This is a genomic window from Asanoa ferruginea (assembly GCF_003387075.1).
Classification (GTDB): domain Bacteria; phylum Actinomycetota; class Actinomycetes; order Mycobacteriales; family Micromonosporaceae; genus Asanoa; species Asanoa ferruginea.
In genome coordinates, this window is the sequence record NZ_QUMQ01000001.1 from 5,595,646 (window position 1) to 5,611,367 (window position 15,722).

The 15,722-nt window shown below is 73.4% G+C and carries 9 protein-coding genes; 7 read left to right on the forward strand and 2 right to left on the reverse strand.

What is annotated here, in order from left to right; translation table 11 throughout:
• The first annotated feature begins 77 nt into the window (after nucleotides 1-77).
• The 5 genes from DFJ67_RS26220 to DFJ67_RS26240 all read left to right on the forward strand — a co-directional run bounded on the left by DFJ67_RS26220 (nucleotide 78) and on the right by DFJ67_RS26240 (nucleotide 12,217).
• Entirely contained in the window at nucleotides 78-1,895 is a 1,818-nt protein-coding gene (locus DFJ67_RS26220) for a Tc toxin subunit A-related protein (RefSeq protein WP_116070456.1), read from the forward strand.
• Nucleotides 1,895-9,487, forward strand: coding sequence for a SpvB/TcaC N-terminal domain-containing protein (locus tag DFJ67_RS26225; RefSeq protein ID WP_116070457.1), 7,593 nt, complete (start codon nucleotides 1,895-1,897; stop codon nucleotides 9,485-9,487). The genes DFJ67_RS26220 and DFJ67_RS26225 overlap by 1 nt, the downstream gene beginning before the upstream one ends.
• Before the next feature lie 17 nt (nucleotides 9,488-9,504).
• On the forward strand, nucleotides 9,505-10,071 hold the full coding sequence (locus DFJ67_RS26230; protein ID WP_116070458.1) for a QsdR family transcriptional regulator: 567 nt from the start codon (nucleotides 9,505-9,507) through the stop codon (nucleotides 10,069-10,071).
• A gap of 110 nt (nucleotides 10,072-10,181) precedes the next feature.
• Entirely contained in the window at nucleotides 10,182-11,549 is a 1,368-nt protein-coding gene (locus tag DFJ67_RS26235) for an alpha/beta hydrolase domain-containing protein (RefSeq protein ID WP_203783081.1), read from the forward strand.
• Nucleotides 11,550-11,632: 83 nt separating this feature from the next.
• A complete protein-coding gene (locus DFJ67_RS26240) occupies nucleotides 11,633-12,217 on the forward strand; it encodes a hypothetical protein (RefSeq protein ID WP_147315606.1) in 585 nt (194 codons plus the stop codon).
• 7 nt (nucleotides 12,218-12,224) lie between these two features.
• Here the strand turns inward: DFJ67_RS26240 and DFJ67_RS26245 are convergent, their stop codons facing one another.
• Nucleotides 12,225-13,001 (reverse strand): ABC transporter permease, encoded by a 777-nt coding sequence (locus DFJ67_RS26245; protein ID WP_116070460.1) that lies wholly within the window; start codon nucleotides 12,999-13,001, stop codon nucleotides 12,225-12,227.
• On the reverse strand, nucleotides 12,998-13,918 hold the full coding sequence (locus DFJ67_RS26250) for an ATP-binding cassette domain-containing protein (protein WP_116070461.1): 921 nt from the start codon (nucleotides 13,916-13,918) through the stop codon (nucleotides 12,998-13,000). Before DFJ67_RS26250 ends, DFJ67_RS26245 begins: the two co-directional genes overlap by 4 nt.
• 81 nt (nucleotides 13,919-13,999) lie before the next feature.
• Between DFJ67_RS26250 and DFJ67_RS26255 the strand changes: the two genes are divergently transcribed.
• Together DFJ67_RS26255 and DFJ67_RS26260 are read left to right on the forward strand one after the other, a co-directional pair.
• The gene (locus DFJ67_RS26255; RefSeq protein WP_116070462.1) at nucleotides 14,000-15,076 is read left to right on the forward strand and encodes a sensor histidine kinase; all 1,077 of its coding nucleotides are present in this window, start codon (nucleotides 14,000-14,002) and stop codon (nucleotides 15,074-15,076) included.
• A complete protein-coding gene (locus DFJ67_RS26260; RefSeq protein ID WP_116070463.1) occupies nucleotides 15,073-15,717 on the forward strand; it encodes a response regulator in 645 nt (214 codons plus the stop codon). Before DFJ67_RS26255 ends, DFJ67_RS26260 begins: the two co-directional genes overlap by 4 nt.
• Nucleotides 15,718-15,722 lie beyond the last annotated feature (5 nt).

Here is a 15,722-nt window from a genome sequence, read left to right on the forward strand (position 1 = left end):
CGCCAGCTTCCGCGGCGCCGTCGCCCGCTACGCCTTCTACGAGCGGGCTGCTCGGCACCGCCGAAGGCGACATCGACGTGCCCGACCTCGACGACCTCGACACCGACGCGCTGCTCAAGCTCCGCCTCAAGGCCCGCGAACCCGACCTCGCCCAGCGCCAGGTCGATGTCGACATCGCGACCGAGGACCTCGACGACGCCGACGGCTACAAGATCTCCAGCTACGAGTCGGCGGAGCTGGGCATGCTCGGCACCGCGCAGGTGCTCCAGGACACCGCCGCGGCCCTCAGCACGCTCAGCGCCGTTGTCGGCTTCGTGCCGCAGATCGAGGCGTCCGCCAAACCCTGGGGCATCGGCGCCGGCGTCTCGTTCGGCGGCATCCACCTCAAGCAGGTGCTCGACGCCGGTGCCGCCGCCGCCCGCGGCATCGCCGGCCGGCTCGGCTTCGAGGCCAGCCAGTCCGCGAAGATCGGCGGCTACCAGCGGCGCGAACAGGACTGGGTGCACCAGCGCAACGTGGTCGCCAGCGAGATCGGCCAGATCTACCGCCAGTGGCGGGCCGCCCAGATCCGCGAAGCCCTCGCCGAACGCGAGTGGCACAACCACCAGCAGCTCATCCGCAACGCCGAAGAGGTCGAACAGTTCCTCACCAACCCCAAGACCGGCAAGACCACCAACGCCGACCTCTACGCCTGGCTGCGGCGCGAGGTGCGCGGCCTTTACGGGCAGTGCTTCCAGCTCGCCTACGACATCGCCAAGCAGGCCGAGCGGGCACTCCAGCACGAACTCGGCGACCCGACCCGCACCTTCCTCAGCTACGGCTACCAGGCCGGCCGCGAAGGGCTGCTCGCCGGCGAGCGCCTCTACCTCGACGTGCGCCGGATGGAACAGGCCTACCACGACCTCAACCGCCGCGAGTACGAGCTGACCACCCACGTCAGCCTCCGCCAACTCGACCCGGTCGCGCTGCTGCGGCTGCGGGCCACCGGCTCCTGCGAGTTCACCGTCTCCGAGGAACTGCTCGACCTGGTCGGCGCGCCCGGCACCTACTTCCGCCGGCTGCGCTCGGTCGGGCTGAGCATCCCCTGCGTCGTCGGACCGTTCACCGGCGTGAACGCGACCCTGACCCTCCAGAGCAGCAGCGTGCGCACCACACCCGCGCTGCGCGAAGGCGCCTACGCCCGCGCGGCCGACGGCGACGACCGGTTCAGCGACTATTTCGGCGGCGTCGAGTCGATCGTGGCCAGCTCCGGCCGCGACGACAGCGGCCTGTTCGAGGTCAACTACCGCGACGAGCGCTACCTGCCGTTCGAGGGCAGCGGCGCGATCAGCACCTGGCGGGTCGCACTGCCCACCGCGCTGCCCCAGTTCGACCACGACACCATCGCCGACGTGGTGCTGCACCTGCGCTACACCGCCCGCGGCGGCGGCGAACCGCTGCGCGCGGCCGCGCAGGCCGAGCTGACCGGCCGGGTGACCGAGGCCGCCACCGCCGGCTCGGCCCGGCTGCTCTCGCTGCGGCACGACTTCCCGACCGAGTGGGCCCGGTTCACCGCTGCCGACGACCCCGAGCCGCCGCTGACCGTGACCCTGCGCGCCGAGCACTATCCCTATTGGGCCGGCGCCGTCGCGCCGCTGGCTCTGCACCGCGTCGACCTGTTCGCGCAGCCCGGCCCGGATACGCCGCCGACCGTGACGGTGTCCAGCGCGCCGCCCGACGAGGCCGGCCGCACCACCCACCCGCTGGCCACCGACCCGGGCTTCGGCGGCCTGCGGATCGGTCAGCTCGCCGACGCCGAGCCGCCGCCCGCCGTCGGCACGTTCACCCTCTACTTCGACGACAACTCCATGCAGGACGTCTGGCTGCTGCTGACCTGGGGTGGCGAGCCGGCCTGATGGTGACCGCACCCGACGCGACGCCACCGGCCAAACCCGCCGCTCCGGTGCCGGGGTTGCCGAAGGGCGGCGGCGCGATCCGCGGGCTCGGCGAGAAGTTCGCCGCCAACCCGGTCAGCGGCACCGGGAGCGTGACCGTGCCGATCGCGTGCAGCCCCGCCCGCGCCGGCATCGAGCCGCACCTGACGCTCGCCTACGACTCCGGCGGCGGCAACGGCCCCTTCGGCCTCGGCTGGGCCGTGTCGCTGCCCGCGGTGACCCGCAAGACCGACAAGGGCATACCGCGATACGACGAGTCCGACGTGTTCCTGCTCTCCGACGCCGAAGACCTGGTGCCGGAACTGGACAGCGCCGGCGAGCGGGTCGAGCTGCCGGCCCCCGGCTACCGGATCCACCGCTACCGGCCCCGGATCGAGGGCCTGTTCGCCCGCGTCGAACGCTGGACCGGCACCACCGACGGCGACGTGCACTGGCGCACCGTCACCCGCGACAACATCACCTCCCGGTACGGCGTCGACAGCGGCTCCCGGATCGCCGACCCGGCCGACCCGGCCCGGGTGTTCTCCTGGCTGATCAGCGACACCTGGGACGACAAGGGAAACCTGCTGGAATACGGCTACCGGGCCGAGGACTCCGCCGGTGTCGCCGTGACGGCCGCGCACGAGTCCGGCCGCACCCCGCTGGGCCGTGGTGCCAACCGCTACCCGAAGCGGGTGCGCTACGGCAACCGACTGCCCCGCCACATCGAGGGCGACCGCGACTGGATGTTCGAAGTGGTCTTCGACTACGGCGACCACCACCCCACCACGCCGGCGCCGGCAGCCGACCGGTCCTGGCCCGCGCGGTCCGACCCGTTCTCCACCTACCGGCCCGGCTTCGAGGTGCGCACCTACCGGCTCTGCCAGCGGATTCTGATGTTCCACCATTTCCCGACCGCACCCGAGGTCGGCGCCGGCTGCCTGGTGCACTCGGTCGACCTCACCTATCGCGCCGACCCGCTGGCCACCGTGCTGGCCAGGGTCACCTCGACCGGCCACCGCCGGACCGACGGCGGCGGCTACCGCAGCCGGTCGCTGCCGCCGCTGGACCTGAGCTACTCGCCGGCCGACCTGCACGACACGGTGGCCGAGATCGAGCCCGCGAGCCTGCCGGCCGACGAGCACCAGTGGGTCGACCTAGACGGTGCCGGCCTTCCGGGACTGCTCACCACGACCGGCGGTGCCTGGTGGTTCGCCGAGAACCTGGGCGGTGGCCGGTTCGGGCCGGCGGAGCCGGTCCCGGCGCTGGCCAGCGCCCCGCCGCAGGCCCAGCCGCACCTGCTCGACCTGGCCGGCGACGGCCGCGTCGACGTGGTCTCGCTCGGCGGGCCGACGCCTGGCTTCGCGGAGAGCGAGCCCGGAGAACAGCGGCGGTGGTCGCGGTTCCACCCGTTCGACAGCGTGCCCACCGTCGACTGGAACGATCCCGACCTGCGCTTCGTCGACCTCGACGGCGACGGCCTGGCCGAGGCGGTGGTCGGCGAGAACGCCGCGTTCACCTGGTATCCGTCACGGGGTGAGGCCGGATTCGGTCCCGGCCGGCGCGAGGTGCTGGCGGCGGACGGCCCGCGGATCGTCTTCGCCGACCCGACCGAGTCGATCCACCTCGCCGACATGTCCGGCGACGGGCTCAGCGATCTGGTGCGGGTCCGCCCCGGCGAGGTCTGCTACTGGCCCAACCTCGGGCACGGCCGGTTCGGGGACCGCGTCGTGCTCGACGGCGGCCACCTGGTCGCCGGCCCCGAGGCGCTCGACCAGCGGCGGGTACGGCTGTCCGATGTGGATGGTGTCGGCCCGGCCGACCTGGTCTACCTCGCCGACGACGGCGTGCGGATCTACCGCAACCAGAGCGGCAACGCCCTCGCCCCGCCGGTCACCGTCACCGCCCTGCCACCGGCCACCGACCCGGCACAGGTGTCGGTCGTCGACCTGTTCGGCACCGGCACGAGTTGCCTGGTCTGGACCTCACCGCTGCCCGGCGACCAGCGCCGGGCGCTGCGCTACGTCGACCTGCTCGGCGGCCAGAAACCGTTCCTGCTCACCGGCACCGCCAACAACCTCGGTGTCGAGACCACGATGCGCTACGCGCCGTCGACCCGGTTCTACCTCGACGACCGCGCCGCCGGCCGGCCCTGGGCGACCCGGCTGCCGATGCCGGTGCACGTCGTCGACCGGGTGGAGACCATCGAGCGGATCAGCGGAAACCGGTTCGTCAGCGAGTATGCCTACCATCACGGCTACTTCGACGGCGAGGAGCGCGAGTTCCGCGGCTTCGCGATGGTCGAGCAATGGGACACGGAGCGATTCGGCACGGATCTCCCGCCGGTGCTGACCCGCACCTGGTTCCACACCGGCTCGCCGGAGCCGCTGCCGGTCGCGCTGGCCGGCATGCTCCTCGCCGAGTCGACCCTGCCCGACACCCACTGGCATCGCGACGGCACCCGCACCCCACACCGGCTGACTGGCGACGAGGCCCGCGAGGCCTGCCGCGCGCTCAAGGGAACCCCACTGCGCCAGGAGGTGTACGCGCTCGACGGCACCGCCGAGGCCGACCGGCCCTACCTGATCACCGAGGCCAACGCCACGGTCGAGCTGCTCCAGCCGCGGCTGGGCAACCTGCACGCGGTGTTCCTGCGCCACCCCCGCGAGACCGTCACGCTGCACTACGAACGTGCGCTCTACCCGGTCGAGGTGGCCGGCGAGGTCCGGCTGCTCGGCGACCCCCGGATCAGCCACGAGCTGGTGCTGGCCGTCGACCCCTACGGCAACCTGGAGAGCACGGTCGCGGTCGGCTACGGGCGCCGCTACCCCGACGCCGACATCGACCCCGAACTGCCCACCGCCACCGTCGCCGCCCTGCGGGCCGCGCAGACCCGATCGCACGTCGTGGTCACCGACAACCGCTACACCGAGGCCGTCGACCTGCCCGACGCCTACCGCGCGCCGCTTCCGTGCGAGGCCCGCCAATACGAGCTGGTCGGCGTCGCGAAACCGGCCACCACCCTGTTCCGGTTCGCCGACCTGGCGGCCGCCGCCGACGGCGCCCAGGACCTGCCGTTCGAGGCGGTCGGCGCCGACGGCACGGTCACGCCGCCCGGCCCGGGACCGCACCGCCGGCTGATCGGCCACGACCGGGTCCGCTACCGGGCCGACGACCTGTCCGGCCCGCTTCCGCTCGGGCACAGCGGCGCGCTGGCCCTCCCGTACGACCGCTATCGCCTGGTGTTGACCCCCGGGCTGGTCGACGCCTGCTTCCGCGACGCCGCCGGCCAACCGCTGCTCGCCGACCCGGGCGCCGTGCTCGACGAGGGCGGCTACCTGCCCGGCACCGACATCGCGCCAACCGATCCGCCCGGGCACTGGTGGGCAGCGGAAGGCCGGCTGTTCTACTCGCCGAACCCCGGCGACAACGCGGCGACGGAACTGGCCCGGGCCCGCGCGCACTTCTTCGTGCCGGTGCGGTTCGCCGACCCGTTCGGCAACCCGACCGTGGTCCGCTACGACGCCGACGACCTGCTGCTGCTGGAGTCCCGCGACCCCGTCGGCAACGTGGTCACGGCCGACAACGACTACCGGGTGCTGCGCGCCGCGCTGGTCACCGACCCCAACGGCAACCGCACCGCGACCGCGTACGACCTGCTCGGGATGGTTGCCGGCACCGCCGTGCTGGGCAAGCCGGGCGAGTTGTCCGGCGACAGCCTCGACGGGTTCGAACCCGACCCCGATGACGCCGCCGTGCTGGCCCACCTCGCCGACCCGCTCGCCGAACCGCACCCGCTGCTGCGCGATGCGACCAGCCGGTTCGTCTACGACCTGTTCGCCTACGTCCGCGATAGCGCGCCGGCGGCCGTCGCAACGATCAGCCGGGAGACGCACGTCGGCGACCTGCCGCCCGGAGCGACCGGCGCGCTCACGCACGGATTCGGCTACACCGACGGGCTCGGCCGGGAGATCCAGCTCAAGCGCCGTGCCGCGGACCACGACGGTGGTCCACGGTGGACGGCCAGCGGCACGACGGTGTTCAACAACAAGGGCCAGCCGGTGCGCCGCTACGAGCCGTTCTTCTCGACCACCCACCGCTTCGAGCCCGGCGTGCTGGCCGGGGTGTCGCAGGTGCTGGGCTACGACCCGCTGGGCCGGGTGGTCGCCACGCTGCATCCCGACGCCCGCTACGACAAGACGGTCTTCGACCCGTGGCGGCAGGTCGCCTGGGACACCAACGACACCGTGCTGCTCGACCCGCGCACCGACACCGACGTCGCCGGCAGCCTCGCACCGCACCTGGCCGCCGAGCCACCCGGCTGGCAGACCTGGCACGCGACCCGGATCGGCGGCGCCCTCGGCCCCGCCGAGCGGGCCGCCGCCGAACGCGCCGCCGCGCACGCCGGCACACCCACCACGGCGTACGCGGACGCGCTGGCCCGCGGCTTCCTCGTCGTCGCGCACAACCGGGTCGACGCCGTCGACGTCCGTTACCCGACGCTGGCCAGCCTCGACGTGGAGGGCAACCAGCGCGCGCTGACCGATCCGGCCGGCCGGGTGGTGCTCCGCCAGTCCTCCGACGTGACCGGCAACCGGATCCGCGAATCCACGATGGACGCCGGCACCTTCTGGACCCTGGGCACCGCGACCGGCCAGGCCCTGCGCGGCTGGGACAGTCGCGACCACGAGTTCCGCACCCGCTACGACGCCCTGCGCCGGCCGGTCGAGGTCGGGCTGGTGACCGGCGGCGGCGCCGAGAAGCTGCTGTCCCGCACGGTCTACGGCGAAAGCCTGCCGGACCCCGCCGCCGCCAACCACCGCGGCCGGCAGTATCGGGTCTGCGACCCGGCCGGGGAGGTCACCACCGAGGCCTACGACCGCCGCGGCAACCCGCTGCGCAGCGTCCGCCGGCTCGCCGTCGACTATCGCGCCGAACCTGACTGGCATGGCTCCGTGCCGCTGGAACCGACCGGCTACCCGCGCGCCGTCACCCTCGACGCCCTCGCCCGGCCGACCACGGTGACCAGCCCGGACGGCACCGTCCTGCGGCCGGAGTACGACGAGGGCGGCGGCCTGGCCCGGCTGACCGGCAACCTGCGCGGCGCGGCGCAGACCACCGTGTTCGTCGCCGGTCTGCGCCGCGACGCGCACGGCCGCCGGGAATGGATCTCCTTCGGCAACGGGGTCGAGACGACCCTGCGCTTCGACCCGCTCAGTCACCGGCTGGCCGAGGTGGTCAGCACCCGCACCGGTGCGGCCGACTGCCAGCACCTGCGCTACACCTACGACCCGGTCGGGAACGTCACCCAGGTCGCCGACGACGCGCAGCAGACCGTGTTTTTCAACAACCGGCTGGTCGACCCGGTCGCCGACTACACCTACGACGCCGCCTACCGGCTGGTCGAGGCGAGCGGGCGCGAGCACCTCGGCCAGGCCGGTGCGACGCCGCCGCCACCCGGGCCGGGCGACGGCTGGGCCGGGCTGCCGCATCCCGGCGACGGCGACGCGATGGGCCGCTACGTCGAGCGCTACGACTACGACGCGGTCGGCAACATCCTGGTGCTCGCGCACACCGGCACCGCCGGGGGCTGGCGGCGCGCCTACGCGTACGCCGAGGCCAGCGGCCTGGACGCCGCGGTGAACGGCAACCGGCTCAGCACGGTCACCGTCGCCGGCACCGCCGAGACCTTCCGTTACGACGGCGAGGCCGGCCGGCACGGACACATGACGGCGTTGCCGCACCTGCCGGCCGTGTCCTGGAACAGCCGCGAGCACATGGCCGCGGTCACCCGGCAGGTGGTCGCGACCGGCACCCCGGAGACGACCTATTACGTGTACGACGGTGCCGGCGAGCGGGTGCGCAAGGTGACCGACCGGGCCGCGGCACCCGGACAGGAACCGACCCGCTCGCGCGAGCGCGTCTACATCGGAGGGTGTGAGGTCTACCGCGAGTTCGGCGGCGACGGCACGACGGTCACGCTGGAACGCGAGACCGTGCACGTGGTGGCCGACCAGCGGCGGATCGCCCTCGTCGAGACCCGCACCGTGGGCACCGACCTCGCGCCGCAGCGGCTGCTGCGCTACCAGCTCGACAACCACCTCGGCTCGGCCTGCGTCGAGCTCGACGACATCGGTCGGATCGTCTCCTACGAGGAATACTTCCCGTTCGGCGGCACCAGCTACCACGCGGTGCGGTCGTCGACCGAGACGCCCAAGCGCTACCGCTACACCGGCAAGGAACTCGACGAGGAGAGCGGGCTCTACTGCTACGGCGCTCGGCACTACGCGGCCTGGCTCGGCCGCTGGGTCTCGCCGGACCCGGCCGGGGTGGGCGACGGCACCAACCTCTACGCGTACGTGCAGAACCGGCCGATCGTCGCCAACGACCCGGACGGCCGCTGGATCAACATCCTGATCGGCGCGGCCATCGGCCTGGTGGTCGGCGGCGGCATCGAGGCGACCCGCCAACTGATCACCGAGGGGCGGATCACCAGCTGGGGCCGGATCGGCGCGGCCGCGGCGGGCGGTGCGGTCGGCGGCGCGATCGCCGGAGCGACGTTCGGTGCGAGCCTCGCGGTGCAGGCGGGTGCCGCCGCGGTCGGTGCGGCGGCGGGCGGCATCGTGACCCGGGCCATCAACGGCGAGCCGACCACCGCGTACGACGTGGCCCGCGACGCCGCGGTCGGCCTGGCGCTGTTCGGCGTGTTCAAGGGCGCCGGCTCGATCATCGCGCGGGGGCGGGGTGGCGGCGCGGGCGGCGGGGGAGCGGGCAACGGCGGTGCCGGGGCGGGCGGCAGTGCGGGTGGCGCCGAGGGCGCCGCCGGCGCCGCCGGCCGCGGGGTCGTCGGTGGCAAACCGTCCGGTGGCGGGTCGAGCAGTGCCGCCGCCGGCGACAGCGCGGCGGCCGCGGGTGACAGCGCCGCCGGTGCGGGCGAGACCGTGGGTGGCCGGGCGGCCGGCGCCGCCGACGATGCCGCCGGAGCGCGGCCCGCCGCCCAGGTGCCGATCCAGACCCTGACGCCCGGCACCGCGAAGGAGATGTTCGCCCAGATCCGCGAGATCATCAACAAGCTGCCGCCCGGCGAACGCGGCCGGCACCTGGAGTCATTCATCGAGCAGGTCAAGAAAGTCAACGAAGGCTGGAACGCGGTCTTCCAACAGACCAAGGGCGGCGGCCGGCTCTGGAGCGGCGACCAGCAGAACTTCCTCTACGCCAGCGCGAAGGGCGAGGTGTTCCAGAGCCGGGCGTTCACCCCCGAGCTCTACATCGCCGCGATCGAGGACAACGTCGCCGCGATCCGCGAGCTCGTGAAGCGCCTCGGTGGCAGCGTCTGGACCGATGTCTCCGCGGCCGCACCACCGGCCGCCGCGGCGCCGGCCGCTCCGGCTCCGCCACCAGCGGCGGTCGAGGCACCGGCACCGCCCGCCGGCCGCGGCTTCCGGCTGTTCCCGCAGATCTTCGGCGGCTCCGGCGGCAGCCAGTCCGGCGGAAAGCGTGACAGCGACGCCGGCCGCTCAGACGGCGGCAAGCGGGAGCGGGCGCCGTCCGGATTCACGATCTTCGAGTTCTGAGAGTTATCGTCGACGGCATGCCGGTGCCCGCGCGGCGTGTCGTCAGTCGGGAGCGCGTCGTCCAGGGAGGCTGCGCGTTCTTCCTCCGGCACGCCACCCTGGACATGGACGGCCTGGCCGACAGCCTGTCGGTGAGCCGGGCCACGCTCTACCGCGTGGTGCACGGGCGCGACGTGCTGCTCGGCGACGTGCTCTGGCGGCTCGGCGAGCGCGCGCTGGCCCAGGCCCGCGACGAGACCACGACGCCCGGCCTCGACGGCGTGCTGGAGACCACCCGCCGGTTCACCGCGCTGCTGCGCCACGCGGCCGCGTTCCGTGCCTTCCTGCGCGCCGAGCCGGCGACCGCCGCCCGGGTGCTGTTCACCCCGGCCGGCGGCGTGCACGCCCGGGTGGTCGAGGCGCAGAAGGGCATCCTGGCCGCCGCCGCGGTCGACCCCGCCTGGTCACCGGACGACCTCGACGGCGCCGCGTTCCTCTACGTGCGGATCATCGAGTCGGCGCTCTACGCGGAGCTGATCAGCGGTCGCCGCGCCGACCCGGCGACCGCCGAGCGGGCCGCCCGCGCGGTGCTCGAGGCCTGCTGAGCGGGTGCTGCGACAGCCGTCTCAGCTTCGGGCCGGCCGGTAGCCCGGCACATCGACGGCGACTTATGGTGCGGCCAGAGCAGGACCCCTCGTCGCGAAGGAGTTCCTCCATGACACGTCCATGGCGCCGCGCCGTCCTCGTCGCCGCCGGGCTGGTCGCATCCCTACTGACCGCAGCACCCGCGCAGGCCGGCGCCCGCGAACCCATCTCCCGGCCCACCGTGCGGGGCCCGATCCCGGGCAGCGTGCCGGGTGACCGGCTCGCCGCTGACCTGGCCGACACGTACCCCTTCTTCTCGACGCCTTTCGATCTGGCCCGGCATGGCTATGTGGAGCAGGAGTTCTATCTGAGCGGCGTGGCCGACGGCTGGGACACCACCGGCAACCGCGTCGCCACCGACGTGCCCTACCAGACCCGGCTCGTGGTGCGCCGGCCCGCCAACGCGCAGAAGTTCAACGGCACCGTGCTGGTCGAATGGCAGAACGTCACCGCCGGCTACGACCTCGACGCGCTGTGGAACGCCGAGGCGACCACCCGCGACGGCTACGCCTGGGTCGGCGTCTCCGCGCAACGGGTCGGCGTCGACCAACTCCGCGGCTGGAGCCCGACCCGCTACGGCGCGCTCGACGTGACCGGCGGCCGCCAGTTCGTCACCGACGAGCTCTCCTACGACATCTTCGCCCAAGCCGGGAAGGCGATCGCCGACCCGCGCGGTGTCTCGCCGCTGGGCCGGCTGAAGGCCACCACGGTGCTGGCCATCGGGGCGTCGCAGTCGGCGTCGCGGATGACCGTCTACTACGACCGGGTGCTGCCACAGGTGCAACCGGTGTACGCCGGCTACGGCTTCATCGTCGGCTCCGCACCGACCCGGGTCGGCGCCGAGCCGGTGTTCCAGGTGCTCTCCGAGACCGACGTGCGCACGCCGGTGCGGCCGGCCGACACCGACCTGTTCCGCCGGTGGGAGGTGGCCGGGGGAGCGCACAGCGGCTACAACGGCCAGGTCTACCGGGCGCCGATCCAGGAACGCGACCTGGGCGGGGCGCCGGTCTACACCTGCGCGCAGCCGCCGTTCAGCCGGGTGCCGGTGCAGCACGTGACGGCGGCGGCGTACGCGCACCTGGTGCGCTGGGTGCGGCGCGGCACCCCACCGCCGACCGCGCCGCCGATCGTGTTCAACCCCGACGGCACGAAGGCCCGCGACGCGCTGGGCCTGGTCCGCGGCGGCATCCGGCTGTCCCAGGTGGACGTGCCGACGGCGCTGAACACCGGCGACAACGCTGGTGAGTCGTTCTGCCTGCTGTTCGGCACCTACCAACCGTTTGACGAGGCCACATTGGATGGTCTCTACCGCACCCACGTGGGTTACGTCGCTCGGGTGGTGGCCACCGACGTGCACAACGTCGTCGCCGGCTATCTCCAGCCCGCCGACGCGGCGGACAACCTGCGCGCGGCGCTCCGCTCCGACGTCGGCCGCTGAGGGAGCCCGCCGGACCCTGTCCACGAGGGGTCCGGCGGGCGGCTCCGGTTGCGCGGTCACCGGCGCGGTGTGAGGATTCCGCGGTGATCGAGTCCCACTCAGTGCCGTCCGCGGCGGTGTGGCTGATGCGCGCCTACGCCGACGGCCCGTTCGACGCGGCGACGATGTGCCGGGCGGCCGAGCCGGTCGGCACCCGCAGCCCCATGTCGGACCAGTGCTCGACGTTCTTCGACCTCCCCGGCGGCGCGGTGCTCCACCTCGCCGCCGAGGACACCGCAGGCGAGGAGGTGGGCGCGGCCGTCGTCACGTTGTGCGGCTGGGACCCGGCCGGCGGGGAGCTGGTTCTCCACCCGGAACGGGCGGCCTACGACGAGTGTTACGACCAGGCGCTGGCCGCGGTGCACGCGGAGCTCGGCCCGCCGGACCACACGGGCGCCGATCCCGGCCCCTATCCGTTCCCGTTCCGGTGGTCGGTGTGGCTCGGCACGACGGGCCTGCTGGCCTTGCAGCAGAGCGACTACGACTACTGCCCCGACATCAACCTCTGGGCACGCCCCCACCCGGCGCAGGGCTTCACACCGACGGAGCCCTTCTCCGACTGGTTGATGACGGCACCGCGAGCCGAGGGGGCTGCTGATCCTCAACTGGCGCCGCGCACCCGGAGCTGACCCGCTTCTAGGCGTCGCGGCGGCGGAAGAGGGTGCCCGCGACAACCAGGACGACGGCCACGAAGATGGTGAACACCGCGCCCGATGGCCAGCGGGTGAGCAGGCCCACCTCGTCGGCCATGCCGCCGGCGGCCTCGCCCGCCGCGCTGACCATCTGCTGCCCGGCCATGAACGGCAGGAACTTCACCGCCGGTGTCAGCCAGTGCAGTTGGGGCACATAGGACAGCCGGAAGATGAGCTGCTCGACCACCATCGGCACGACCAGGAGCACCACCAGGGCACCCGGCACGCCGCGGAAGAGTTGGCCCAGCGCGACACCCAGCACCGCCCACAGCACGGCCAGCAGCAGATAGCCGGGCACCGTCGGGTCGGTCAGATCCGGCACGTCCGACCAGAACGGCAACGTCGCCGCGACGTTGAGCACCATGGACACCGCCATCACGACCAGCGCGGTGGCCGCGACCACCAGCACCTTGGCGGAGAACAGCCGCACCCGCTGCGGCACCGTGGTCAGCGTCGGCTGGATCGTGCCGTAGCGGTATTCGTGGCCCGTCGCGAACACCCCGACCACCGCGAGCAGGACTACCGCGAGCGGCACCGGCGGGTTGGCGCCGCCACCGGTGACCACCGCGACGACCAGGTCGTGGGCCGGCGTCTCGTCGCGGGTGGCGTAGGCGACCAGGAACGCGATCGCCGCGTTCAAGACCAGGGCCGAACCGATCAGCCAGTACGTCGACCGCAGAGTACGCAGCCGCACCCACTCGTAGTGCAGGGCGTCGCTCATGCGGCACCGCCCGGCGCCTGCGCGACGTATTCCTCGGCGTCGCCGGTCGCGGTCATGAACGCCGCCTCCAGCGAGGCCGTCGTCGTCGACAACTCGTGCAGCATCACCCCGGCCCGGAACGCGACCTCGCCGACCGCGGCCGCGTCGGTGCCGGCCACCCGCAACGCGTCGGAGCCGGCCGGTTCCGTGGTCACCCCGGTGACCTCGCGCAACGCCGCGGCCAGCGCGTCCGCCTTCGGGCTGCGGACCAGCACCGTCGACGAGGTGAACTCGCGGACGAAGCCGTCGACGTCGCCGTTGTAGATCATCCGGCCACGGCCGACGACCACCAGCCGGTCGGCCATCAGCGACATCTCGGAGAGCAGGTGGCTGGAGACGAACACCGTGCGGCCCTCGCCGGCCAGCGCCCGCAACACGTCGCGGAGCCAGTGGATGCCGTGCGGGTCGAGGCCGTTGGCCGGCTCGTCCAGGATCAGCGTGCTCGGGTCGCCGAGCAGCGCCTGGGCGAGGCCGAGCCGCTGCGCCATGCCCAGCGAGAAGCCCTTCGGCTTGCGCCGGGCCACCTCGGCGATGCCGACGAACTCGAGCACCTCGTCGACCCGGGTGGCCGGGATGCCGCTGCCCGCCGCGAGCATCCGCAGGTGGTTGCGCGCGGTCCGGGTCGGGTGCACCGCCCGCGCCTCCAGCACCGCGCCGATCTCGCGCATCGGGTGCCGGATCGAGGCGAACCGCCGGCCGTCGAAGAGGGTCTCGCCGGTGCCCCGGTCGAGGTCGAGCATCAGCCGCATGGTCGTCGACTTGCCGGCCCCGTTGGGCCCGAGGAAGCCGGTGACCGTGCCGGGGCGGACCTCGAACGAGAGGTCGTCGACGGCGACCTTGTCGCCGTAGCGCTTCCCGAGGCCGGTAGCGGTGATCATGAAAACTCCGTAGCCGTAAGGTTGGTGCACGCAGAATCGCCCAGGGTTGCTGTGCGCGGGCTGAGAGTCGAGAGTGGTGGCGTGAGACGGGCCCTGGCCGCGCTGACCGTCGCGGCATTCGTCACCCTCGTGGTCGACGTGGTCGCCGCCGAGCGGTCCGTCGCCTCGCTGGGCCCCGCGATCGCCTTCGTGCTGGCCGCCACCTTCGGCTTCGCCTACGTCGAGCGCCGGCAGCGACGCTGGCCGCGCTACGCCTTCGTCGCCGCGTTGTTCCTGCTCGGCGGGGCCGTCTTCACACAGGCCAGCGCCAACGTCGGTGCCACCCTGCTGCTGGTCGTGCTGGTCAGCGAGACCACGCTGCTATTGCCGCTGCCCGCGGTGGTCGTCGTGGTCGCGCTGGTGCCGTTCTTCCACGCCGGGATGGCCTTCGCCGAGGGCCTGCGCGAGGGCCTGGGCCTGCTCGCCGCCGCCGTCTTCGCCGCGGTGCTGACCAAACTGCTGGTCCGGGAGCAGACGGCACGAGCAAAGCTGCGGGAGTACGCGCTACAGGTCGAACGCCTCGCCGCCGCCCAGGAACGCAACCGGGTCGCCCGCGACATCCACGACGGCCTCGGGCACTCGCTGACCGTGGTGCAGATGCAGATCAAGGCCGCCCGTGCGGTGCTGGCCAGCCAACCCGACCGCGCCGACGAGGTGCTCGCCAAGGCACAGGACCAGGCCGAGGAGGCGCTGCGCGAGGTGCGCCGCTCGGTGGGTGCGCTGCGCGAACCCCAGCCGGCCGTGCCGCTGCCCGAGGCGCTGCGGGCCCTCGCGGCGGAGACGTCGGCGGCCGGCGTGCCGACGCAGGTCGGTGTCACCGGCGCGGTCCGCGCGCTGCTCGCCGACGCGGAGGAGTCGCTGTTCCGGGCCGCACAGGAGGGGCTCACCAACGTGCGCAAGCACGCCCGGGCCAGCCGCGCCGAGCTACTGCTCGACTATTCGCAGCCGGCCGCCGTGCGGCTCGAGGTCCGCGACGACGGCGCCGGCACCGCGGGGGAGGGCGACGGCGGCTACGGGCTTCTGGGGGTACGCGAGCGCGCCGCGCACGTCGGCGGCCGGATGACGCTGGAATCGGTGCCCGGCACGGGTTCCACGCTGCGGGTCGAGGTGCCCGGATGACCGTGCGGGTGCTGCTCGTCGACGACCAGGCGCTGTTCCGCGAGGCGCTGGCGATGCTGCTCGGCGTGCACGCCGACATCGAGGTGGTCGGCGAGGCCGGCGACGGCGCCCAGGCGCTCGACCGGACCGCCGACCTGCGCCCCGACGTGGTGCTGATGGACCTGCGGATGCCGGTGCTCGACGGCATCGCCGCGACCCGCCGACTGCGCGCCGAGCACCCGGCCGTCCGGGTGATCGCGCTGACCACGTTCGACGACGACGCCGACGTGTTCGCGGCGTTGCGCGCGGGCGCGGTCGGTTACCTGCTCAAAGACGTCTCGTCGGCCCGGCTCGCGGAAGCGGTGCTGGCGGCCGCGCGCGGTGAGACGGTGCTCCAGCCGTCGGTGGCGGCCAAGGTGGTGGCCCGGATCGCGGCGATGCCCGGCGAGGAGCAACACCAACCGCTGGTCGCGCCACTGTCCGAACGGGAACTCGAGGTGGTCCGGCTGCTCGCCGAGGGCCACAGCAACCGGGAGATCGCCGCGGTGCTGTTCCTGGCCGAGGGCACGGTCAAGAACCACGTGACCAACGTGCTCGGCAAGCTCGGCGCCCGCGACCGCACCCAGGCCGCCCTGCGTGCCCGTACCCTCGGCCTGCTCTAGGGGTC

Coding starts and splice junctions, on each gene's coding strand:
- DFJ67_RS26225 (WP_116070457.1), top strand. CDS start 1,895: ATGGTGACCGCACCCGACGCGACGCCACCGGCCAAACCCGCCGCTCCG.
- DFJ67_RS26230 (WP_116070458.1), top strand. CDS start 9,505: ATGCCGGTGCCCGCGCGGCGTGTCGTCAGTCGGGAGCGCGTCGTCCAG.
- DFJ67_RS26245 (WP_116070460.1), bottom strand. CDS start 13,001: ATGAGCGACGCCCTGCACTACGAGTGGGTGCGGCTGCGTACTCTGCGG.
- DFJ67_RS26250 (WP_116070461.1), bottom strand. CDS start 13,918: ATGATCACCGCTACCGGCCTCGGGAAGCGCTACGGCGACAAGGTCGCC.
- DFJ67_RS26235 (WP_203783081.1), top strand. CDS start 10,182: ATGACACGTCCATGGCGCCGCGCCGTCCTCGTCGCCGCCGGGCTGGTC.
- DFJ67_RS26260 (WP_116070463.1), top strand. CDS start 15,073: ATGACCGTGCGGGTGCTGCTCGTCGACGACCAGGCGCTGTTCCGCGAG.